Origin of the sequence: Shimia sp. R9_3, from assembly GCF_017743755.1 — a bacterium.
GTDB lineage: Bacteria > Pseudomonadota > Alphaproteobacteria > Rhodobacterales > Rhodobacteraceae > Shimia.
This window is the reverse complement of the sequence record NZ_JAGHRP010000003.1, coordinates 338,447-358,970: the sequence shown is the minus strand read 5'-3', so window position 1 is coordinate 358,970 and position 20,524 is coordinate 338,447. Positions and strand designations below refer to the sequence as shown.

Sequence of the window (20,524 nt, the reverse complement as noted above, 5' to 3'; positions counted from 1 at the left end):
CCTGCCCACCCTTAAGCGCATGATCAGCGCCGCTTGGAGAAACTGCTGTCAGCTTTGGCTTTGTGGCAGCGTGGAATGACCGGGAAGGTCTCGGTCAGGAAATAGGCGTAGGTGCCGTTTGCGTATTCCGCCGTTTTGACAACGGCACCATTGCATTCATCCAGACTGCCTGCGCCTGCGACATAGGTGTAGTCCTGCACAAAGGTGCCGTCATGTTTGCCGCCGGGGCCATCCGGGCGGGTGTCGGATTTGAGACGGTACGAGCTTGTCATCTCGACCACTTTTCCGTTCACGGATGCAGTGATCGCATAGATCGGAAAGCCGTCAGCCGCATAGCCGATCAGCGGGGACGCGGTTTTGGAAGACCAGCCAAGGCCCTGCAAAAGGCCAACTGGCAAGCCGTGATAATGGTACGCCCCTGTGGGCTGCACATGCGCATAGTTGGCATCCAGACCAAGAGGCACCGCGCCGCCCAATGCCTCATATTGCCAGCCGGAGCGGCGGTTGCCCTGCCAGAACTCGGCAGCGCCGGGATCAAATGGCACGCCATTCACCGCGACGCCAAACAGGTTCCTCTCATTGGAGGTGGCGCGGGAGCTGGCTTTGGGGGCCAATGACACTATGAAGCGATAATTTTGTGCCCCTATGCTGTGTGGGTTGCCGCGATTGGGGAAGCGGCCAACCTTATGCGCCGGAATGCCATTGGCAGCGATCACACGGCGGTTTCCCTCGGTCGTAATTGAGACTTGGTTGCGCCCAGCCGATTGATTGGCCCGCGCCAGAGACAACGGCTCTGTGGTTGTTGCGGTATGTTTGCGCATTGGCGGGCGGCCCTGCGCTTCGCAATATGCAGCGCCGCCGATAAAAATGGTCATGGCCAACAAAGCCATCTTTAGATTCTCAAGTTGCGTTTGCCTGACCATGCCGGTTTCCTTTGTTCCTGTGGTGCGATTTAGAGTTTCACCACCACCGGCCCATGTCCTGCGTCGCCAAAATCCAGCATCAGGGTAAAAATGCCCGGAACGGGACCGGAGAACTGCAACGCAAGCGGCATATCCTCCAAAGCCCCTGAGGGGATTTGGGCCCAATAAGCGTTAAGCACTTCTGCGCCCTCAACACTTACGTCTTTCAGCATTGCGGTATGGGTGCCCTTGTTCAGCATTGTCAGCAGGAGATGTACGGTATTGTCACGACGTTTAATGACTTCGACACTGACAGATACCTGAGATGCGCCATGACCTTCATGTGCGAAGGCAAATCCTGGCGTGGCCAAAAGGCCCAAGATAAAATTACGTTTCTTCATAGGTTAACTGTGTGCCGACCGGAGGTGGAATTTTAAACTGAAACGTCGTGGGATTTGGATTCCGTCGCGAAAATGAACTTTTTTTGTCACAGGTGCATTTTCCACTTGCAGCCTTCGGTGAGTCTTTATATTCCACGCCTCACCCAAGGACGCGGGCGTAGCTCAGGGGTAGAGCATAACCTTGCCAAGGTTAGGGTCGTGAGTTCGAATCTCATCGCCCGCTCCAATTTCTCCCAATCGGGAGTGCTGAAGAAGGCGCGGATTTATCCGCGCCTTTTCGCGTTTCCGGGCCAAATTTTCGCAAAATCACCGCGTGAAAAATTATCTGCGCCGCGGCGCATTTTTCTCACTTTTTGCTCTTGCAGTCCCCCGGTGGGATCGCTAAATCACGGCCATCCAAACGGTGCGGGCGTAGCTCAGGGGTAGAGCATAACCTTGCCAAGGTTAGGGTCGGGCGTTCGAATCGCCTCGCCCGCTCCAATTGGACAGCCAAAAAGGCGCGAAGGTTTTTCCTTCGCGCCTTTTGCTTTTCACACTCTCGTAAATTTACGGCGCGAGCGCGCGGGCCAGTTGGTTCTGACGCTGTATCGCGCTTTGCAAATCAATCGTGGTGATCTGGCCATCGCGCACAATCTGGCGACCTTCGACAAAGAGGTCGCGCACCGTGGTTGGCCCGGCCAGAAGAATCGCCGCCGGATCCCAGCTGCCCGCGCTTTCGATGCCGGACACATCCCAGAGCGCGAGGTCGGCGCGTTTGCCCACGGCGATCTGACCGCAATCCGGACGGCCCAGCACCTCTGCCCCGCCGCGCGTGGCAATTTCCAGCGCTTCGCGCGCACTCATGGCGTCCGCGCCATTTGCGACACGTTGCAGCAACATGGCCTGGCGTGCCTCAAGCACCAGATTGCCCGCATCGTTTGAGGCAGAGCCATCCACGCCAAGGCCAACCGGCACGCCGGCGTCGCGCATGGCGCGCACTGGTGCAATGCCACTGCCAAGGCGGCAGTTGGAACACGGGCAATGGGCCACGCCGGTTTTGGTGCGAGCAAAGAGCGCGATTTCGGAAGCGTCCAGCTTCACACAATGGGCGTGCCAGACATCCTCGCCGACCCAGCCAAGCTCTTCGGCGTATTGCCCCGGACGGCACCCGAAGTTTTCCAGTGAATAGGCGATGTCTTCTTCGTTTTCGGCCAGATGGGTGTGCAGCATCACGCCTTTGTCGCGCGCGAGCAGCGCCGCATCACGCATCAGCTCGCGACTGACCGAGAAAGGCGAACACGGGGCCACGCCAACGCGCAGCATACTGCCCTCGGCAGCGTCATGGTGGGTGTCGATCAGGCGGATCGCATCTTTAAGAATGGCGTCTTCGCGCTCGACCAGCGCATCGGGTGGCAGGCCACCGTCGCTTTCGCCAATGCTCATGGCGCCCCGCGTGGGGTGAAAGCGCATCCCAAGGCTTTGCGCGGCGGCGATTGTGTCGTCCAGACGTGCGCCATTCGGGTAAAGATAGAGGTGATCAGAGGTCAGGGTGCAGCCGGACAGGGCCAGCTCGGCCAGACCAACCTGCGCGGAGACATACATTTCCTCAGGTCCAAAGCGGGACCAGATCGGGTAGAGCGTCTTTAGCCAGCCAAAAAGCAGCGCATCCTGCCCGCCCGGCACAGCGCGGGTGAGGGTCTGGTAAAGATGGTGGTGGGTGTTCACGAGGCCCGGCGTGATCACGCAATCTTGGGCAAAGACCACCTCTTCCCCATCAGCGGCCACAAGATCTGGGCCGATCTCAGCAACCACCCCATCCCGAATGCGAATGTCCTGCCCTGCCAGCTCGCGGCGGGTGTCATCCATCGTCAGGATGGTCTGGGCAGATTTGATCAGATAGCGGCTGTTTGCCGACATGTGCACACTCCTTTGGCCATTTAAGTGGCCCGATTCGGTGCAAGGTCTGAGGCATGGCGACAGAAAGCGGGCAAAGGACTCGTCATGCGCCACGACCCTAACGGCTGTGGCGCATCGGTTTCAAGCCTGAGAAAGCAAGCGGGAGGTGACGCCGCAGCGTCAGCCTGCTGACAAAAGCGCAAGCGCCTGTTCGTGAAGCACTTTATTGGAGGCCGCGAGCACCTGACCACCCTCATGCGCAGGGCCACCCTGCCAATTGGTGACGATGCCTCCAGCAGCCTCGATCACCGCAATCGGCCCCTGAATGTCATAGGCATTGAGGCCCGCCTCAATCACCAGATCGACCTGACCCGCGGCCAGCAGCGCGTAAGCGTAGCAATCCATCCCGTAGCGGGTGAGCTTGACCTCAGGCACCACACGCTCAAAGGCGGCGCGCTCTGCCGGGGTGCCCACTTCGGGGAAGGTCGTAAAGAGGATGGCCTCTGACAGCGCGGCGGTCGCGCGGGTTTTCAGCGGGGTGGTGCCATGCGGGCCATGGGCTTCGGCGACGCCAAAGCCGCCTTTGAAGCGCTCCCCGATATAGGGCTGATCGACAATGCCAAAGATCGGGCTGGTTTCGTCAGACACGGCGATCAGCACCCCCCAAGTGGGCGTGCCGGAGATAAACCCGCGGGTGCCGTCAATCGGATCAAGCACCCAGGTCAGACCGCTGGTGCCGGATTTCTCGCCAAATTCCTCGCCCAAGATCGCATCCTGCGGACGCATCTGCGCAAGAACAGACCGCATAGCCTCTTCGGCCGCGCGGTCCGCTACAGTGACCGGGTCAAACCCGCCATCCAACTTGTTGTCCGCAGTGAGGGCGTGATGCCGAAAATGGGGAAGAATAGCCTGTCTTGCGGCATCGGCCATGGCATCTGCCACGGCCATCAACTGCGTTTGGTCCTGTGGGGTCATTTGGGTCTTGCCTCCGCCCTGAATTCGCTCATTGGCTAACTCAGAGCGGGACCGGACTCAAGCGACGTCGCTGAGGACGCGCGCCAGCTCGAACAGGCGGCGGCGCTGGTTCTCCGGAATGGCGTAGTAGCTGCGGATCAGATCCAGCGCTTCTTTGTCTGCCATGATATCGGAAGGAACGGATTGAGTGGTGCCGTCCTCTTTGTCTGTTTCCAAGCCTTCGAAGAAAAAGCTCACAGGCACATCAAGTGCATCCGAGATGTCCCAAAGACGAGACGCGCTGACGCGGTTGGCGCCCGTTTCGTACTTCTGGATCTGCTGGAACTTGATACCAACCTGCTCGGCCAGCTGCTGCTGGGTCATCCCCGTCAGCCAGCGACGCTGCCGTATCTTCTTACCAACATGCACATCCACCGGGTGTGTCATGACTCGTCTCCTTCGAATAAAATTGCCAAGCCACAGACAATCCCTGAGCGGAAGCTCAGACGCGGCTCCAGTTAAATAGTGCAACTATCGCGCATCCCATTCGCGATTGTTTAAGCTTAACAGTTTTCCCCTTATAATCAAGGGATAGAATGTGTTGGTCTCCTAAACATAAAGGCGAACGGATGCCCAAAGGGGTAGGTCCATTCGGATAGGTATGGTGGTAAAATACTCTCATTACGTGATGTTTCGTTCGAAATTACCCGTTTCCCAGCGTCAGCTTTGACTTGATTGTGAACCCATGTGAATGCTCGCCAAACAGAGGAGAAGAGACATGCGCGCCTTTCAGGTAGTTTCCCACGACACCGCCCCCCGTTTGGTGGACTTGCCCACGCCGGAACCCGCAGCCGGGCAGATTCGGGTGAAGATCCGCGCCTGCGCTCTGAACTTCGGTGATCTCCTTATGATCAAGGGCACCTATCAGGCGACACCGCCGGTGCCTTTCACCCTTGGCATGGAAGTCGCAGGCGTGGTGGACGCGCTTGGCCCGGACACCAAAGGCCCTGCAATTGGCACACGTGTGCTGGTGTTTGGCGGCAGCGGCGGCCTGGCGGAGTTTGGCGTTTATGATGCGGCCAGCGCGGTGCCGATCCCGGATATGATGAGCTTTGAGGACGCGGCGGCCTTCCCTGTGGCCTATGGCACAAGCCATGTGGCGCTGGACTACCGCGCGCGCCTGCAGCCCGGTGAGAACCTGCTGGTACTGGGCGCGGCGGGCGGTGTTGGCCTGACGGCGGTGGAGCTTGGCAAGCTGATGGGCGCCAATGTGATTGCCTGTGCGCGGGGGGCGGACAAGCTCGCGGTGGCGCAAAAGGCCGGGGCGGATCACCTGATTGACGCCACCGATGCGGACATTCGCGCGGAGGTCAAAGCGCTGGGTGGGGCTGATGTGGTTTATGATCCCGTGGGCGGCGAGCAATTCAAAGCGGCCTTCCGCGCCTGCCGGCCAGAAGCGCGCCTGTTGCCGATCGGCTTTGCATCCGGTGACATTCCACAGATCCCGGCAAACCACCTGCTGGTGAAAAACCTCACGGTGATGGGACTCTATTGGGGCGGGTATCTGGCATTTAAACCAGAGGTGATTGTCGGCAGCATGAAAACCCTGTTTGGCTGGTATGGAGAAGGCAAGCTCTCCCCGCATGTGAGCCATGTTCTGCCGCTTGAGGAGTCAGCAGAGGCCTATGAGCTGCTGCGCAGCCGCAAATCCACCGGCAAGGTGGTGGTGGCCATCAACTGACCACCCCAAGCCGCACCGGGTGTTCCACCTGCGCATGCATGGGCTGGAACCCTTTGCGAATGAGATTGGCCAATTGGGCGATGACGTCGCCCTTGGCCTGATCCGCCCCATACATATTGATGTGCTGCTCTCCGAGATCGGGCAGCGATCCGCCGTGGTCGATCACCTCCAGATGGCGCGGCTCGGTGCCAAGCAGCATCTCTCCAATCCCCAGATCCGCGGTGATCGTCGCCTCAACGGTGCGATCAGAATCTGTCTCAAGTGCTGAATCCCACTCGATCCCCGCACGGTCCAGCGCCGCAATGGCGCGCGGACGGAAGAGACAGTGGCGGGCGGAGGCAAATTGAATGGGGCGACGGCGCCAACTGGCCCCGCCGGGCGCACCGATCCAGACCAATGGCAGGGTGCAAAGCCCCTCTGCCCCGTCCGGCGTGCTGGATTCCGTGGTCAGGATCAGATCAATCTCGCCCTTCTCAAACATCTGCTTGAGCTCAAGCGTGTAGGAGGAGACCAGATTGACCTTCACACGTGGAAAGGCGCTGCTGAATTGCTGCATCACGCGCGGAATGGCGGGGTAGACAATGTCGTGCGGCACGCCAAGCGTCACCGTGCCCTCAAATTCGTCATGAGACAGGCGGCGCATGATTTCATCATTCAGCGTCACCATCCGACGGGCATAGCCAAGCATCTGCTCACCGTCCGGCGTCAGTGCGATCCCGCGGCCTGAGCGATCCAGCAATGCGACACCGATCAGTTCCTCAAGGCGCTTGAGCTGCATCGACACCGCCGATTGCGTGAGATGCAGAAAGCCTGCGGCCTTGGTGACGCCGCCCATATCGGCCACAGCCACAAAACTGCGCAACGTGGTTACATCAAGATTTCGCATGCCATTCCCCCTATAAATCACGGATTTCGATATATCATCAGAATCTGTGATGCAATACCTCACAAACATTCGCTTTCAAGATATACCCCGCCTCCCATATACATCAAGTAATTTGATGCAGAGCACGAAAACAATCGCAATTTAAGAAAGGAGCGACTCAATGGCCTTCATCACCACCTCCGCAGCTGCCTCCGGCACATCCAAATCCGTTTTCTCCCGCGTCGCGAAAGTGTTTGCCGTGCGCCGTCAGCGCCGCCAGCTTGCGCAGCTCGACAAAGCCGCGCTGTTTGACATGGGTCTGACCGAAGCCGATGTGCAGGCAGAGCTGAAACGGTCGGCTTGGGATGTGCCCGCGCATTGGAAAGGCTGACCTTTAAACCGGCACCGACAACATCCGGCACCCTATGGGCCTTGCCCCATTTCGCCAGATCCGCCCCTCTCACGGGGCACGTCATCACAACCCAGTGAGCGCAAAACAGACCCGTTCTTTGCGCTCACAGAGGCTAACCTCCGCCAGTTAGAGCCAAATCCTAGCTCAAGAGGGAAAGCGCGCCGCGCAGGCCAGCAAACCGCAGGCCCCGCTTATTAAAAAAGCACCGCAAAAATGCGTCGGATTTCCGCGTCTCTGACACCGGAAATCCTTGAATTCGCTTCAATGCTCACCGATATTTAGGACGGACATCCCGGCAACAGCCGTTGTGGGGAGGGAACGTATTATTCGGAGGCTGAGATGGCTGAATTTGAAACACTGCGCGGCGCTGTTGGCGCACGTTCAGCGGAAATTGACGCGGGCCTGCGCGCCCATATGAACAAAGTCTACGGCACAATGTCCGTAGGCATGCTGATCACCTTTGCGGCGGCATGGGCCATTTCCGGTCTGGCCGTGACCACGGATCCGTCCGGTGCGACTGCGCAGATCAGCGCTGACAAATATCTGACCTCTTTTGGTTATGCGATCTATGGCTCCCCGCTGAAGTGGGTGATCATGTTTGCACCGCTGCTGTTTGTCTTTGGCTTTGGCGCCGCGATCAACCGCATGTCCGCCTCTGCGGCACAGCTGGTGTTCTACGTATTCGCAGCCGTGATGGGCCTGTCGATCAGCTCGATCTTCCTGGTGTTCACCGGCGAATCCATCATTCAGGTCTTCTTGATCACCGCCATCGCCTTTGCTGGCCTGTCGCTCTATGGCTACACCACAAAGCGTGACCTTGGCCCAATCGGCACCTTCCTGATCATGGGTCTGATCGGCCTGATCATCGCGTCCATCGTGAACATCTTCCTGGCGTCTTCCGCCATGGCGTTCGCGATCTCCGTGATCGGCGTTCTGATCTTCGCTGGCCTGACCGCCTATGACACGCAGAACATCAAGAACACCTACCTCGCACACGCCCACCACGGCGACAGCGAGTGGCTGAGCAAGTCGGCCATCATGGGGTCCCTGAGCCTGTATCTGAACTTCATCAACATGTTCATGATGCTGCTGCAGCTGTTCGGCAACCGCGAGTAAGCCGAGCGACAGTTCAAGAAGAAGGGCCGGTCACAGCGACCGGCCCTTTTCTTTTGTCCGAAGACCATAGCGCCTTACGCCAACGCAGGATCCGCCAGTGTGCGGGTCATCTGGATGGCAGGGAAATGCACGCCCGGCGCCAGTGTGAGCTCTACCTCAGCGGCCTCCTGAAACCCCATAGAGGCGTAGAAATCGCGCGCGGTGTAGGTGCTGAGGCAGCTCATCTGGCGCATGCCGTGGGCCTCTGCGGAAGCGAGCGTCACATCAATCAGCGCCCGGGCCACGCCGCGACGCAGCCAGTCAGGCCGCGTGGCCACATGGCGCACATGACCAAGGTCGACGCCGCTGACACCCCGTGAGGGCGACAGGTCGGTCCAGCCCCCTGCCCCGACGATGGCGTCGGTCTCGGCACATTCTGCAAGGAAGTAGGTGCCGCAGGCCAAGAGCGATCCGCGTGCCCGCGTGATCAGGGGCAGCGCATCCTGCAACACATCAGCGCTGTAATCATTGGGCAGCAGATCCGGATAGGACTGGCCAAACAGCGCGGTCACGGCCTGACGGTCGTCAATCGTGGCGGGGCGGATAAAAAATGGGTGGGGCATTGGGGACCCTCCTGAAGGAAACAGTTTTTTGTTCTTTCAGGCGCGGCTCCCCTAAAGCAAAAAACCGCGCCTGGTGTGGCGCGGCTTTTGCATGTGTCTCAGAGGGGGATCTTACTTGATCTTGCCCTCTTTGTACTCGACATGCTTGCGCACCACCGGGTCGTATTTGCGTACGACCATCTTTTCGGTCATGGTACGTGCGTTTTTCTTGGTCACGTAGAAATGGCCCGTGCCCGCGGTCGAGTTCAGACGGATCTTGATGGTCGTCGGCTTCGCCATTGTGCTTCTCCTGCGCCGGGGTACAGCTACCCCGTGAAAATCTCTTGAAGCCCGCCTTTTACTGATGGTCTGGCCTGAGTCAATGGGCTTTCCCGAGAATCCTCAAAGAAAGTTGGGTTGCGCGGAAAATTCCCACCCAGAACGGCTTTGCAGCCCGTCAACGAATAGGTAATTTCGCGCAATTACAGAGAGCGCGCGCTCTTTGATGGGGAAAGATGACATGGTTTGGTTCTGGATCGCAACAACGATTCCCGTGGTCCTTTTGGCGCTGGCCGGGATCCTGGGCGGCCTGTGGGCGGTGGCGGCACTGGTTTACATGGGCACGCTGGTGCATGTGATGGACCGTCTGGTGCGCGGCGCGGCGGCGAAGGCCGGTGCGGACGGTGAATTCCCCTCAGGTCTGCGACTGTCCCTGCTGCTGGGTGTGCTGCATTTTCCCCTGATGGCCATCGGCGTTGCCGCGCTGGCCGGGATCACGGATTTGAGCCACGGGGCCAGGATTTGTGTCTTCATTGCCTTTGGGCTGTTCTTTGGACAGGTCAGCAACGCCAACGCCCATGAGCTGATCCACAAGCCTGCGCGGCTGCCGCGTCTGATTGGCATGTGGGTCTATATCTCGCTGCTGTTTGGGCATCACACGTCAGCGCACACCAAGGTGCATCACGTCTGGGTGGCCACCAACAAAGACCCCAATTCGGCGCGCGATGGCGAGAGCTTTTATCACTTCTGGCCGCGCGCCTGGCTGGGCTCTTTCCGGGCCGGGCTGCGGGCGGAGACCGACATGCGCGCCAGAGCCAAAGGCCGCGCCAAGGGGATGCACCCCTATGTGGCTTATGTGGCAGGTGGCGCGCTGATGCTGGCCTTGGCGGCGATCTATGCCGGCCCCAAGGGGGCAATCGCCTATGTTGCGCTGGCGAGTTACAGCACCATGCAGCTTTTGCTGTCTGACTATGTGCAGCACTACGGCCTGCGCCGCGCCAAGCGGGCCAATGGCAAGCCCGAGCCTGTGGGGCCGCAGCACAGCTGGAACGCGCCACAGCTTTACACTTCGGCTCTGATGCTCAATGCGCCGCGCCATTCCGATCACCACATGACCCCGACACGCGATTATCCGGCGCTGCGGCTCGACCGTCACGAGATGCCGATCCTGCCGCACTCTCTGCCGCTGATGGCCACGCTGGCGCTGTGGCCGCGCATGTGGCGGCGGGTGATGGACCCGCGCGTGGCAAAACTGCGCGCAACACGGCATTGAGACTGGATTGGGCAGCGGTTGTCAGGCAGCATTGCTTTCATGACACGCCTTGCCCTGCTCACAACCGCCTTCGCCATTACCCTGCTGCCCCACACCGCGCAGGCGCAAAGCGCCATGTCAGGCGCGGAATTTGAAGCCTATGTCACAGGAAAGACGCTGTTCTTTGAAGCGGACGGGCAGCGCTATGGCGTGGAGGAATACCTGCCCAACCGCCGTGTGCGCTGGTCCTTTCTGGACGGGCAATGCAAAGAGGGCGAGTGGTTTGAGCAGGGCGCGCAGATCTGCTTTGTCTATGAAGACAATCCCAGCCCGCAATGCTGGAGCTTTTTTGAAAGCGCACGCGGGCTGACCGCCACGTTTGAGAATGAGCCAAACGGCACGGTGCTCTATGAAATCGACCCGGCAGCGGGTGAAGAGATGCTGTGCCTTGGCCCGGAGGTGGGTGTGTAGCCCGCACTATGCTTCACGCGGTTGGAGACAGGTTTGTTTAGGTCGCAAACTGCCTAAAACAGACTGCCCTGCTCCGGCGTATCTGGCTTCTTGGGTTTTGGCTTGGGCGCAGGTTTTGGCGCGGGTTTGACCGGCTCTGCCGCTGGAGCAGATGTGGGCGCTGCAGTGCCCTCGCCCACGGTGACGCGCCCGTCTGCAAACTCGATCTCAAGCGATTTGGCCGCGCTGGCTTCTGCACTTGTTTTCACCAGTGCTCCATCTCCGCGCACCACGGCATAGCCGCGCTCAAGTGTGGCGGTGTAGCTCAGGGTTTCGCGCATGCGGTCCAACGAGGCCAGGCGGTCCTTCAGGGTTTGCACCTGACGGGTGCCTGCATCGGTCAAGCGGCGCGACAGGTCAGTGACTTTCTCGCGGCGGCGGGTGATGTCGCGCTGCAAGCCCACCGGTGTCAGGCGATCGGCACGGCGGCCCAGCGCCTCGCGGCGGTTTTCAATCATGCGGGTCAAGGTGGAGGCGCGCAGGCTGCCGGATTTCTCAGACAGCGTCACGCGGCGGGTCTGTACACCGGCTTGCAGCGCGCGCGGCAATGCGTCTGCGGCCGCATCCAGCCGCTGACGCGGGGTTTGCAGCAGCATATCGGCACGCGGCAGAGCGCGGGAAAGATCGCGCAGGCGTTGATCGCGCTGACGCAAGCCCTGCTCCAGACCGCGTGTCAGCCGCGCGCCTTGCTCTTCGACCCAAGCCAACAGCTCCAGCCGCACCGGCACGGCAAGCTCGGCGGCGGCAGTCGGCGTGGGCGCGCGCTTGTCAGACACAAAGTCGATAAGCGTGGTATCCGTTTCGTGGCCCACGGCAGAGATCAAAGGAATCTCTGAGGCCGCAGCAGCGCGGGCCACGACTTCTTCGTTAAAGCCCCAGAGGTCTTCGATGCTGCCGCCCCCACGGGCAACGATGATCAGGTCGGGGCGTGGCATGGCGCCACCGGGAGTGAGCTTGTTGAAGCCCTCAATCGCGTTGGCCACCTGCGGCGCACATTGTTCGCCCTGCACGGCCACCGGCCAGATCAGCACCTTGCGCGGGAAACGGTCCCGCAGGCGGTGCAGGATGTCGCGGATCACCGCGCCACTGGGCGAGGTCACCACGCCAATGATTTCTGGCAGATAAGGCAGTGGCTTCTTGCGCTCAGGTGCAAACAGGCCCTCGGCCTGAAGCATCGCCTTGCGCTTTTCCAGCATCGCCATGAGCGCGCCAACGCCTGCAGGCTTCAGATCCTCGATCACCAGCTGGTATTTGGACTGGCCCGGAAAGGTGGTGAGCCGCCCGGTGCCAACCACTTCCATGCCTTCTTCGGGCCGGGTGGAGATGCGCGCAGCGACGCCTTTCCACATCACGGCGGCAATCACCGAGCGGTCGTCTTTCAGATCAAGATAGACATGGCCTGAGCGTGGGAAAGACACGCGGCCAATCTCACCTTTGATGCGGACATGGGCGAACTCGCCCTCGATCATGCGTTTGATCGCGCCAGAGAGCTCTGAGACGCTGAATTCCGGGGCGTTTTCGCCTTCTCTTGGATCGTCGATGAGGTCAGACATGGGGCGGCGGCTCAGTTCTCTTGTTTCCTGCGTCGACGCACCTTAGAACGCCCCAAAGCGAAGGCCAAGCGGAAGGCGGCGACATGAACATTCTTATTCTCGGCAGCGGCGGACGTGAACATGCGTTGGCATGGGCAGTGATGCAGAACCCGAAGTGTGACAAGCTGATTGTGGCGCCGGGGAATGCCGGGATTGCGCAGATCGCTGATTGTGCGGATTTTGACACCGAAGACGGTGGCGCGGTGGCGGATTTTGTGGCGCAGAATGCGATTGATTTTGTGATCATCGGCCCGGAAGCGCCGCTGGCCGCAGGCGTTGCGGATCGTCTGCGCGAAGCGGGCGTGCTGGTGTTTGGCCCCTCCCAAGCGGCGGCAAAGCTTGAGGCTTCCAAGAGCTTCACCAAAGAAATCTGTGATGCGGCAAAGGCCCCGACGGCGGGCTATGGTCATTTCACCGATGCCGAAGCCGCCAAAGCCTATATCCGCGAACAGGGCGCGCCGATTGTGGTGAAGGCCGATGGGCTTGCCGCGGGCAAAGGCGTGATTGTCGCGATGGACGAGCAGACCGCGCTGGACGCCGTAGACGACATGTTTGGCGGCGCCTTTGGTGGCGCAGGCGCAGAAGTGGTGATCGAAGAGTTCATGGAAGGCGAAGAGGCTTCTTTCTTCATCCTCTGTGACGGCAAGACCGCGCTGCCCGTGGGCACCGCGCAGGACCACAAGCGGGTGGGCGAAGGCGACACCGGGCCGAACACGGGTGGCATGGGAGCCTATTCCCCTGCGCCGGTTCTGTCTGATGAGATTGCCCAGAAAGCGCTGGATGAGATCATTCAACCGACCATTGATGAGATGGCCAAGCGTGGCACGCCGTATCAGGGCGTGCTCTATGCGGGCTTGATGATCAAGGACGGGCAGCCACGTCTGGTGGAATACAATGTGCGCTTTGGCGATCCGGAGTGTCAGGTGCTGATGATGCGCCTTGGCGCGCAGGCGCTGGACCTGATGCATGCGGCAGCTGAAGAGCGCCTGCATGAAGCGCAGGTGAACTGGGCGGATGACCATGCAATCACCGTGGTGATGGCCGCCAATGGCTACCCTGGCTCTTATGAAAAGGGCTCGGTGATTGGCGGGCTTGAGGCGCTGAGTTCTGACCGCAAGAATATGGTGTTTCACGCAGGCACCACCAAAGCGGATGGGCAGATCACCGCAAGCGGTGGCCGTGTGCTGAACGTGACCGCGCGTGGGGCAAGCCTGCAGGAAGCGCGGGATCGGGCCTATGCCATGGTCGAGGGCATCAACTGGCCCGGTGGGTTCTTCCGCAAGGATATCGGCTGGCGCGCGCTCTAAGCGCAGGCGACTTTCAGAAACACAAAAGGCGGTGCAGAGGATGCACCGCCTTTTTTTCGCTGTGAAGCTTTCGCCTCTTAGAGAACCGTGTCGAGCACAGCCTTCAGCCGCGCGGTGGTGGCGGGCACGTCATAAAGCTTGTCCAGACCAAAGAGGCCAAGGCGGAAGGTCATGAAGCCCTCAGGCTCATCACAGGCGAGCGGCACACCGGCGGCGATCTGCATGCCTTCGGCCATGAACTTGCTGCCGTTCTGAATGGCCGGATCAGCGGTGTAGCTGACCACCACGCCCGGCGCGCCAAAACCTTCGGCGGCGACGGATTGGATGCCTTTGTCCTTGAGCAGCGCGCGCACGCCGTTGCCCAATTCCCATTGCGCCTCGCGCAGCGTGTCAAAGCCGTAGTCGCGGGTTTCCAGCATAGTGTCACGGAAGGCGCGCAGGGCATCGGTGGGCATGGTGGCGTGATAGGCGTGGCCGCCGTTTTCATAGGCCACCATGATGTCGCGCCATTTCTTCAGATCGAGCGCGAAGCTGTCAGACTGCACCTCAGCCAAACGGTTCAGCGCGCGCTCTGACATCATCACAAGGCCCGCCGAGGGCGAGGCGCTCCAGCCTTTTTGCGGGGCAGAACACAGCACATCGACACCCAGCGCTTTCATATCGACCCAGACACAGCCCGAGGCGATGCAATCCAGCACCATCAGCGCGCCAACCTCATGGGCCGCAGCGGCCATGGCGGCGATATAGTCATCGGGCAGGATCACACCGGCGCTGGTTTCCACATGGGGCGCAAAGACCACCTGAGGCTTTTCTGCGCGGATCTTGGCCACCACATCGTCGATCGGCGCTGGTGCAAAAGGCGCGGTGGCATCGTTGCCGGTCTGGCGCGCTTTCATGACGGTGCTTTCGGCAGCAAAGCCGCCCGCCTCAAAGATCTGGCTCCAGCGGTAGGAGAACCAGCCGTTGCGCACCACGAGGGTTTTCTGACCTGCCGCGAACTGGCGCGCGACCGCCTCCATGCCATAGGTGCCGCCACCGGGCACAAGCGCCACGCCATCAGCGTTATAGACCTCTTTCAGAAGATCGGAGATGTCGCGCATCACCTGCTGAAAGGTCTTGGACATGTGGTTGAGGGAGCGGTCGGTAAAGACCACGGAAAATTCACTCAGCCCACCGGGGTCAATGTCATGTGCCATCTGCGCTCTCCTATCTCTGTTGCGCCGGATGTAGCGTGCAGCCCATCAAATGCAAAGTCACTTGCTGGCGACGCAGCTGTTCGGCCACGTTCACAGCGGGCCGGGGCGGCGCTCTTCACTGAGCAAAACATTGGCCTCCACATTGCCCACACCGGGCAGAGTCATGACACGGCGGCGCAGGACGCGCTCAAAATCAGAAATATCTCGCGCCGTGACGCGCAGGCGGTAGTCATACATACCCAGCACGTGCTCGACGGTCTGCACCTCAGGAATGGCGGTCACCGCACGCTCAAAATCTTCAAGGCTGACACGGCCTTTGGTGGCCAGTTTGATGCCCAGAAAGACCGTCACCCCAAAGCCAAGCTTTTCACGATCCAGATCCAGCTTGCGCCCGGCAATGGCCCCGCTGTCCTGCAGCCGTTTGATGCGTCGCCATGTGGCCGGTTGCGAGAGGCCAAAGCGCCGCCCCAAGGCCCCTGCGTTCTGGGTCGCGTCCTCGGCCAGCGCCTTCAGCAGCGCGCGGTCGATATCATCCAGATCGATCATATGGGCAGGCTCTCATCCGATTTGATGCGCGCCACATGCATGAGCGCCTCAATATCTGCGATATGGGGCAGCGTCAGGATGCGGCGGCGGTAGATCTCCTGATAATGGGCCATATCTTTGGCAATCACCGACAGGCGCACATCAACCTGCCCCAGAAAGGTCTGTATCTCGATGACCTCGGCAATATCGCGGGCAGCCTCCAGAAAATCGTCAAAGGCACGGGATTGGGTTTTATCAAGGGTCACACGCAGGCTGACCTCCACCGCATAGCCCAACGCCTGCCAGTCGATCACCGCGCGCTGACCGCGCAGAATGCCCGCTTCGCGCAGCTTGTCGATTTTGCGCGACAGGCGGGAGGTGGTGAGGCCAAGACGGTCGGCAAGCTCCGGCACCGACTGACTCGGATCGCCCTGAAGGTGGCGCAGTATGCGTCTATCGAGATCATCAAGCATGAAATTGACGATAAATCACACATGAAAGAATAGAAACCTCGAAATCACCTCTGATTCTGTCGATCACAACACTCTCTTTCCCCAAAGGAATGCCTATTGTGGCCGCAACATCAAACAGAGGAGCGTTCATCATGCGCGTTTATTACGATCGCGATTGCGACATCAACCTGATCAAAGACATGAAAGTGGCCATCCTGGGCTACGGTTCCCAAGGCCACGCACACGCGCTGAACCTGCGCGACTCCGGCGCGAAGAACGTTGTTGTGGCGCTGCGTGAAGGCTCCCCTTCCGCGAAGAAGGCCGAAGGCGAAGGCCTGCAGGTGATGGGCATTGCCGAAGCAGCCGCTTGGTGTGACGTGATCATGTTCACCATGCCCGATGAGCTGCAGGCAGAAACCTACAAGAAATACGTCCACGACAACATCAAGCCAGGTGCCGCGATTGCGTTTGCTCACGGCCTGAACGTGCACTTTGGCCTGATCGAGCCAAAAGAAGGCGTGGACGTGATCATGATGGCCCCTAAAGGCCCAGGTCACACTGTGCGCGGCGAATACACCAAAGGCGGCGGCGTGCCTTGCCTCGTGGCTGTTGACACCGACGCAACCGGCCGCGCGCTGGAAATCGGCCTGTCCTACTGCTCCGCCATCGGTGGCGGCCGCTCCGGCATCATCGAAACCAACTTCCGCGAAGAGTGCGAAACCGACCTGTTCGGCGAGCAAGCTGTTCTCTGCGGCGGTCTGGTTGAGCTGATCCGCTGTGGTTTTGAAACTCTGGTGGAAGCAGGCTACGCGCCTGAGATGGCCTACTTTGAGTGTCTGCACGAAGTGAAGCTGATCGTGGACCTGATCTACGAAGGCGGCATCGCGAACATGGACTATTCCATCTCCAACACCGCGGAATACGGCCAGTATGTCACCGGCCCACGCATCCTGAAGTACGACGAAACCAAAGCCCGCATGAAAGCGGTTCTGGAAGACATCCAGCAGGGCAAATTCGTGCGCGACTTCATGCTGGAAAATGCTGTTGGTCAGCCAACCATCAAAGCGTCCCGCCGTGCAAACGACGAGCACATGATCGAAGAGACCGGCGCAAAACTGCGTGGCATGATGCCTTGGATCTCTGCCGGCAAAATGGTCGACAAAGAAAAGAACTAACGTCTTTTCAGAGACTTCAAAGGGCGCCCTTCCGGCGCCCTTTTTTGTCTAGACGCCTAACTTGTGAGCCCCTATGTCAGAGCAAACCAGCCCACAGATCACTGCCGCCAGCTGGCTTATGGTGGCCACGCTTGGCCTTGTTTGGGGCGGCACGTTCATGGTGCAGAAACTGGCGCTGGAGCATTTGCCGCCGCTTTGGGTGGCGGCAGGCCGCATTGGCTTTGCCGCGCTGATCACCACGGTGATCTGGCAGATGCGTAGCGGCGGGATGTTTCGCTCAGAAGAACGGGACTGGGGCCGGCTGATCTGGGTGTCGATGCTGAGCGCGGCGGTGCCGTTCATGTTCCTTGCCTGGGCGCAGCAATATGTGACCTCTGCTTTCACAGGCGTCTCGATGGCCGCCGTTGCACTGATCGTTTTGCCACTGGCGCATTTTCTGGTGCCGGGCGAGCGCATGACGCTGCGCCGGACATTGGGCTTTCTGATTGGATTTGCAGGGGTTTTGGTGCTGATCGGCCCCGCCGCTTTTGCCTCAAGCGGCAGCCCGCTTGAAGGCTGGGGGCAGCTGGCCTGCTTGTCGGCAGCCGCCTGCTATGCGGTTTCCTCGATCCTGATGCGGCGCTTGCCCCCGCTGGATCCGGTTGGCCTGTCGGCCACCACATTGCTCTTTGGCGCCGCTTTGGTAATCCCGCTGGCTGCGCTGCAGCACGGCTTGCCTCCCATGCCTTCTGCCGAGGGGCTGGCGATTGTTGCGGTGCTGGGATTGGTGCCGACGGCGGCGGCGGGCCTGCTGCGCATTCTGGTGATCCGCACGGCAGGGCCGGTGTTCATGAGCCTGACCAATTATCAGGTGCCGCTGTGGTCGGTGGTTTTTGGTGTGACCGTGATGGGAGAGCCGCTGCCCGGCTCTCTGATCTGGGCCACATTGCTGATCCTGTCAGGCGTCGCGCTCAGCCAATATGGCGCGTTGCGACGCCTCTTCTTCCCGCGCGGCGGCTAAGCCTTAGGCAACGGCGGCCTGCACCGCATCCACCACGCTGTCCACGGTGCGCTCCAAGAGCTGCGCATCTTCGCATTCCGCCATCACGCGCACCAAAGGTTCGGTGCCGGATTTGCGAATGAGCAGACGCCCCTGCCCGGCCAGCGCCCGTTCTGCCGAGGCAATGGCGGTTTGCACGGAGGATGTCTCCAGCGGGGTTTGCCCTTCGCCGTAGCGCACGTTCTTCAGAAGTTGCGGCACGGTTTCAAAGACTTGGGACAGCTTGCTGGCGGGGGCGTTGCTTTCCACCATCGCGGCGATGAATTGCAGACCCGCCATCAGCCCGTCGCCGGTGGTGGCATAGTCGGTCATCACGATATGGCCGGACTGCTCGCCACCAAGGTTGTAGCCGCCCTTGCGCATGGCCTCGACCACATAGCGATCCCCCACGGCGGTGCGCTCCAGCCGCAGGCCTTCGCCTTCCATGAAGCGCTCCAAACCGAGGTTGGACATCACGGTGGCGACCAAAGCGCCGCCTTTCAGCTTGCCGGATTTGGCCCAGCGGGAGGCCAGAAGCCCCATGATCTGATCGCCGTCAGCCACATTGCCGTTTTCGTCAATGATCATCACCCGGTCCGCGTCGCCATCCAGACAGATGCCCACATCCGCGCCGTGGGTCACCACCGCTTCCTGCGCGGTGCGGGTGCTGGTGGAGCCGCAGTTTTCATTGATGTTGTGACCATTGGGAGACACGCCGATGGAGATCACCTCTGCGCCGAGTTCCCAAAGCGCCTCTGGTGCGGCGCGGTAGGCCGCGCCGTTGGCGCAGTCGATCACCACTTTCACGCCGCGCAGTGGCAAGGCGCGGGGCAGTGAGCTTTTGACCCGCTCGATATAGCGGAAGCGGCCGTCATCGATCCGCTTGGCACGGCCGATGTTCTGCGCCTGTGCGGGCTCCACTCCGGTTTCGATCAGGTGCTCAATCTCAGCTTCGGCCTGATCAGACAGCTTAAAGCCGTCCGGCCCGAAGAACTTGATGCCGTTGTCCACGGCGGGGTTGTGGCTGGCGGAGATCATCACGCCAAGATCGGCGCGCATGGATGTGGTCAGCAAGCCAACCGCGGGCGTTGGCACCGGACCAAGCAGCAGCACGTTCATACCGGTGGAGGTCAGACCCGCGGTGAGCGCATGCTCAAACATGTAGCCGGACAGACGGGTGTCTTTGCCGATCACCACGCGGTGTTCTGTGCCGCCATCGTTGCGGAAATACCGCCCCACGGCCGCACCGATGCGCAATGCCATCTCGGCGGTCATCGGATAGGTGTTGGCGGTGCCACGCACCCCGTCGGTTCCAAAAAACTTACGCGTCATCTGCGTCTCCTGTTGTCACGGCCTGCCACAATTTCAGGGCCTGACGGGTCTCTTCTACGTCGTGGACGCGGATAATCTGCGCGCCTTGCGCGATGCCTGCAAGGGCAACTGCGATGGATCCCGGCGCGCGCTTGTCCGCAAGCGGAGCGTTGCCGATGGTGCCAATAAAGCGTTTGCGAGACGCGCCCAGCAAGATCGCGCAGCCAAGGCCGTGAAACAGGCTCAAGCGGGCCAACAAAGCAAGGTTATGCGCCTGCGTTTTGCCAAAGCCGATGCCCGGATCCACCACGATGTTCGTACGCGGAATGCCGAGGCTTTGCAGATGCTCAATTTGTGTTTCAAGGAAGTCATAAACATCCAGAAGCACGTCGTCATACTGCGGGTCCTGCTGCATCGTAGTGGGATCGCCCTGCGCATGCATCACACAGACCGGCGCATTTTGCGCGGCTGCGAGGGGGGCCAGTGCGGCGTCAAAGGTGAAACCGGACACATCGTTGATCAGGGCCGCGCCAGCAGACACGGCGGCCTGCGCCACCTCAGCCTTGCGGGTGTCGATGCTGATCGGCACCGAAAGCGCGCCCGAGATTGCGGCGATGGCCGGGGCCGTGCGGGCAACCTCTTCGTCAATCGGCACAAAGGCTGCGCCGGGGCGGGTGGATTCTCCGCCGACATCAATCATGTCAGCGCCCGCCTCTGTCATAGCGCGCGCATGGCTCAGCGCGGCCTCGGCACCTTCATGCGCCCCACCATCAGAAAAGCTGTCCGGCGTGACGTTCAGAATGCCCATCAGGTTAGGGCGCGCCATCGACAGGCCGGTCACAGCGGTGCGGGGCGCCACCAAGCGCTGCAACACGTCATCGGGCATGACATCAGCGGCGACAATCTCCGCCGACTGGCCCCGGGTGAGGCGTTCAACATGGGTGAACCAGCACCAGCCATCCGCCAAGCGATGCGCATTGGCGGGGCGGGCCACGTCATATTGCGGGATGGCTCGATAATACACAGTCATGCGCGCTGCATGACCAATGCGCCCTCAAAA

Annotated in this window: 22 protein-coding genes and 2 tRNA genes; 10 read left to right on the top strand and 14 right to left on the bottom strand. The window is 60.5% G+C overall.

What is annotated here, in order from left to right:
* Window positions 1–23: 23 nt before the first annotated feature.
* Window positions 24–875, bottom strand: a complete 852-nt coding sequence (locus J7412_RS10620) for a YHYH protein (protein ID WP_209078614.1) — start codon at window positions 873–875, stop codon at window positions 24–26.
* 77 nt (window positions 876–952) lie between these two features.
* Entirely contained in the window at window positions 953–1,303 is a 351-nt protein-coding gene (locus tag J7412_RS10615) for a hypothetical protein (RefSeq protein ID WP_209078613.1), read from the bottom strand.
* A gap of 151 nt (window positions 1,304–1,454) precedes the next feature.
* Between J7412_RS10615 and J7412_RS10610 the strand changes: the two genes are divergently transcribed.
* Both J7412_RS10610 and J7412_RS10605 read left to right on the top strand, forming a co-directional pair.
* Window positions 1,455–1,529, top strand: a tRNA-Gly gene (locus J7412_RS10610).
* 179 nt (window positions 1,530–1,708) lie between these two features.
* Window positions 1,709–1,783 (top strand) — tRNA-Gly (locus J7412_RS10605).
* A gap of 66 nt (window positions 1,784–1,849) precedes the next feature.
* Here the strand turns inward: J7412_RS10605 and J7412_RS10600 are convergent.
* The 3 genes from J7412_RS10600 to J7412_RS10590 form a co-directional block, all read right to left on the bottom strand.
* On the bottom strand, window positions 1,850–3,199 hold the full coding sequence (locus J7412_RS10600) for an 8-oxoguanine deaminase (protein ID WP_209078612.1): 1,350 nt from the start codon (window positions 3,197–3,199) through the stop codon (window positions 1,850–1,852).
* A gap of 159 nt (window positions 3,200–3,358) precedes the next feature.
* Entirely contained in the window at window positions 3,359–4,153 is a 795-nt protein-coding gene (hisN, locus tag J7412_RS10595) for a histidinol-phosphatase (protein WP_209078611.1), read from the bottom strand.
* 57 nt (window positions 4,154–4,210) lie between these two features.
* A complete protein-coding gene (locus J7412_RS10590; RefSeq protein WP_209065176.1) occupies window positions 4,211–4,579 on the bottom strand; it encodes a helix-turn-helix transcriptional regulator in 369 nt (122 codons plus the stop codon).
* Window positions 4,580–4,910: 331 nt separating this feature from the next.
* Between J7412_RS10590 and J7412_RS10585 the strand changes: the two genes are divergently transcribed.
* A complete protein-coding gene (locus tag J7412_RS10585) occupies window positions 4,911–5,873 on the top strand; it encodes an NADPH:quinone oxidoreductase family protein (protein ID WP_209078610.1) in 963 nt (320 codons plus the stop codon).
* Here J7412_RS10585 and J7412_RS10580 read toward each other — a convergent pair.
* Entirely contained in the window at window positions 5,866–6,759 is an 894-nt protein-coding gene (locus J7412_RS10580; protein ID WP_209078609.1) for a LysR family transcriptional regulator, read from the bottom strand. The genes J7412_RS10585 and J7412_RS10580 overlap by 8 nt on opposite strands.
* A gap of 160 nt (window positions 6,760–6,919) precedes the next feature.
* Between J7412_RS10580 and J7412_RS10575 the strand changes: the two genes are divergently transcribed.
* Both J7412_RS10575 and J7412_RS10570 read left to right on the top strand, forming a co-directional pair.
* A complete protein-coding gene (locus J7412_RS10575; protein WP_209078608.1) occupies window positions 6,920–7,129 on the top strand; it encodes a DUF1127 domain-containing protein in 210 nt (69 codons plus the stop codon).
* A gap of 360 nt (window positions 7,130–7,489) precedes the next feature.
* Complete coding sequence (locus J7412_RS10570; protein WP_209065180.1) at window positions 7,490–8,266, top strand: Bax inhibitor-1/YccA family protein; 777 nt, start codon at window positions 7,490–7,492, stop codon at window positions 8,264–8,266.
* Window positions 8,267–8,340: 74 nt separating this feature from the next.
* On the opposite strand, the gene J7412_RS10565 is transcribed toward J7412_RS10570, so the two are convergent.
* Window positions 8,341–8,868: a GNAT family N-acetyltransferase gene (locus J7412_RS10565; RefSeq protein WP_209078607.1), complete on the bottom strand. Its 528-nt coding sequence runs from the start codon at window positions 8,866–8,868 to the stop codon at window positions 8,341–8,343.
* A 111-nt stretch (window positions 8,869–8,979) separates the two neighbouring features.
* Entirely contained in the window at window positions 8,980–9,147 is a 168-nt protein-coding gene (gene rpmG, locus J7412_RS10560) for a 50S ribosomal protein L33 (protein WP_007814563.1), read from the bottom strand.
* A gap of 220 nt (window positions 9,148–9,367) precedes the next feature.
* Here rpmG and J7412_RS10555 point away from each other — a divergent pair, with 220 nt between their 5' ends.
* Window positions 9,368–10,399, top strand: a complete 1,032-nt coding sequence (locus J7412_RS10555; protein WP_209078606.1) for an alkane 1-monooxygenase — start codon at window positions 9,368–9,370, stop codon at window positions 10,397–10,399.
* A 39-nt stretch (window positions 10,400–10,438) separates the two neighbouring features.
* Window positions 10,439–10,849 (top strand): hypothetical protein, encoded by a 411-nt coding sequence (locus J7412_RS10550; RefSeq protein ID WP_209078605.1) that lies wholly within the window; start codon window positions 10,439–10,441, stop codon window positions 10,847–10,849.
* Between the two features lie 53 nt (window positions 10,850–10,902).
* Here J7412_RS10550 and xseA read toward each other — a convergent pair whose 3' ends face one another.
* Window positions 10,903–12,441 carry an exodeoxyribonuclease VII large subunit gene (xseA, locus tag J7412_RS10545; RefSeq protein WP_209078604.1) on the bottom strand — a complete coding sequence of 513 codons (1,539 nt, stop codon included), beginning with the start codon at window positions 12,439–12,441 and terminating at the stop codon, window positions 10,903–10,905.
* An 83-nt stretch (window positions 12,442–12,524) separates the two neighbouring features.
* Between xseA and purD the strand changes: the two genes are divergently transcribed.
* On the top strand, window positions 12,525–13,787 hold the full coding sequence (purD, locus tag J7412_RS10540; protein WP_209078603.1) for a phosphoribosylamine--glycine ligase: 1,263 nt from the start codon (window positions 12,525–12,527) through the stop codon (window positions 13,785–13,787).
* A gap of 77 nt (window positions 13,788–13,864) precedes the next feature.
* Here the strand turns inward: purD and J7412_RS10535 are convergent, their stop codons facing one another.
* From J7412_RS10535 to J7412_RS10525, 3 genes are all read right to left on the bottom strand, one after another.
* Complete coding sequence (locus J7412_RS10535; protein WP_209078602.1) at window positions 13,865–14,983, bottom strand: aminotransferase class V-fold PLP-dependent enzyme; 1,119 nt, start codon at window positions 14,981–14,983, stop codon at window positions 13,865–13,867.
* Window positions 14,984–15,073: 90 nt separating this feature from the next.
* Complete coding sequence (locus tag J7412_RS10530) at window positions 15,074–15,529, bottom strand: Lrp/AsnC family transcriptional regulator (protein WP_209065187.1); 456 nt, start codon at window positions 15,527–15,529, stop codon at window positions 15,074–15,076.
* A complete protein-coding gene (locus tag J7412_RS10525; protein ID WP_209078601.1) occupies window positions 15,526–15,981 on the bottom strand; it encodes an Lrp/AsnC family transcriptional regulator in 456 nt (151 codons plus the stop codon). The genes J7412_RS10530 and J7412_RS10525 overlap by 4 nt, the downstream gene beginning before the upstream one ends.
* 131 nt (window positions 15,982–16,112) lie before the next feature.
* Here J7412_RS10525 and ilvC point away from each other — a divergent pair, with 131 nt between their 5' ends.
* Window positions 16,113–17,135 (top strand): ketol-acid reductoisomerase, encoded by a 1,023-nt coding sequence (ilvC, locus tag J7412_RS10520; protein ID WP_209065189.1) that lies wholly within the window; start codon window positions 16,113–16,115, stop codon window positions 17,133–17,135.
* A gap of 73 nt (window positions 17,136–17,208) precedes the next feature.
* Window positions 17,209–18,135 carry a DMT family transporter gene (locus J7412_RS10515; protein WP_247743862.1) on the top strand — a complete coding sequence of 309 codons (927 nt, stop codon included), beginning with the start codon at window positions 17,209–17,211 and terminating at the stop codon, window positions 18,133–18,135.
* A 3-nt stretch (window positions 18,136–18,138) separates the two neighbouring features.
* On the opposite strand, the gene glmM is transcribed toward J7412_RS10515, so the two are convergent.
* Together glmM and folP are read right to left on the bottom strand one after the other, a co-directional pair.
* Window positions 18,139–19,485, bottom strand: a complete 1,347-nt coding sequence (glmM, locus tag J7412_RS10510) for a phosphoglucosamine mutase (protein WP_209078600.1) — start codon at window positions 19,483–19,485, stop codon at window positions 18,139–18,141.
* Window positions 19,475–20,494 (bottom strand): dihydropteroate synthase, encoded by a 1,020-nt coding sequence (folP, locus tag J7412_RS10505; protein WP_209078599.1) that lies wholly within the window; start codon window positions 20,492–20,494, stop codon window positions 19,475–19,477. Before folP ends, glmM begins: the two co-directional genes overlap by 11 nt.
* Window positions 20,495–20,524: the final 30 nt, after the last annotated feature.

Coding starts and splice junctions, on each gene's coding strand:
- J7412_RS10620 (WP_209078614.1), bottom strand. CDS start 875: ATGACCATTTTTATCGGCGGCGCTGCATATTGCGAAGCGCAGGGCCGC.
- J7412_RS10615 (WP_209078613.1), bottom strand. CDS start 1,303: ATGAAGAAACGTAATTTTATCTTGGGCCTTTTGGCCACGCCAGGATTT.
- J7412_RS10600 (WP_209078612.1), bottom strand. CDS start 3,199: ATGTCGGCAAACAGCCGCTATCTGATCAAATCTGCCCAGACCATCCTG.
- hisN (WP_209078611.1), bottom strand. CDS start 4,153: ATGACCCCACAGGACCAAACGCAGTTGATGGCCGTGGCAGATGCCATG.
- J7412_RS10590 (WP_209065176.1), bottom strand. CDS start 4,579: ATGACACACCCGGTGGATGTGCATGTTGGTAAGAAGATACGGCAGCGT.
- J7412_RS10585 (WP_209078610.1), top strand. CDS start 4,911: ATGCGCGCCTTTCAGGTAGTTTCCCACGACACCGCCCCCCGTTTGGTG.
- J7412_RS10580 (WP_209078609.1), bottom strand. CDS start 6,759: ATGCGAAATCTTGATGTAACCACGTTGCGCAGTTTTGTGGCTGTGGCC.
- J7412_RS10575 (WP_209078608.1), top strand. CDS start 6,920: ATGGCCTTCATCACCACCTCCGCAGCTGCCTCCGGCACATCCAAATCC.
- J7412_RS10570 (WP_209065180.1), top strand. CDS start 7,490: ATGGCTGAATTTGAAACACTGCGCGGCGCTGTTGGCGCACGTTCAGCG.
- J7412_RS10565 (WP_209078607.1), bottom strand. CDS start 8,868: ATGCCCCACCCATTTTTTATCCGCCCCGCCACGATTGACGACCGTCAG.
- rpmG (WP_007814563.1), bottom strand. CDS start 9,147: ATGGCGAAGCCGACGACCATCAAGATCCGTCTGAACTCGACCGCGGGC.
- J7412_RS10555 (WP_209078606.1), top strand. CDS start 9,368: ATGGTTTGGTTCTGGATCGCAACAACGATTCCCGTGGTCCTTTTGGCG.
- J7412_RS10550 (WP_209078605.1), top strand. CDS start 10,439: ATGACACGCCTTGCCCTGCTCACAACCGCCTTCGCCATTACCCTGCTG.
- xseA (WP_209078604.1), bottom strand. CDS start 12,441: ATGTCTGACCTCATCGACGATCCAAGAGAAGGCGAAAACGCCCCGGAA.
- purD (WP_209078603.1), top strand. CDS start 12,525: ATGAACATTCTTATTCTCGGCAGCGGCGGACGTGAACATGCGTTGGCA.
- J7412_RS10535 (WP_209078602.1), bottom strand. CDS start 14,983: ATGGCACATGACATTGACCCCGGTGGGCTGAGTGAATTTTCCGTGGTC.
- J7412_RS10530 (WP_209065187.1), bottom strand. CDS start 15,529: ATGATCGATCTGGATGATATCGACCGCGCGCTGCTGAAGGCGCTGGCC.
- J7412_RS10525 (WP_209078601.1), bottom strand. CDS start 15,981: ATGCTTGATGATCTCGATAGACGCATACTGCGCCACCTTCAGGGCGAT.
- ilvC (WP_209065189.1), top strand. CDS start 16,113: ATGCGCGTTTATTACGATCGCGATTGCGACATCAACCTGATCAAAGAC.
- J7412_RS10515 (WP_247743862.1), top strand. CDS start 17,209: ATGTCAGAGCAAACCAGCCCACAGATCACTGCCGCCAGCTGGCTTATG.
- glmM (WP_209078600.1), bottom strand. CDS start 19,485: ATGACGCGTAAGTTTTTTGGAACCGACGGGGTGCGTGGCACCGCCAAC.
- folP (WP_209078599.1), bottom strand. CDS start 20,494: ATGACTGTGTATTATCGAGCCATCCCGCAATATGACGTGGCCCGCCCC.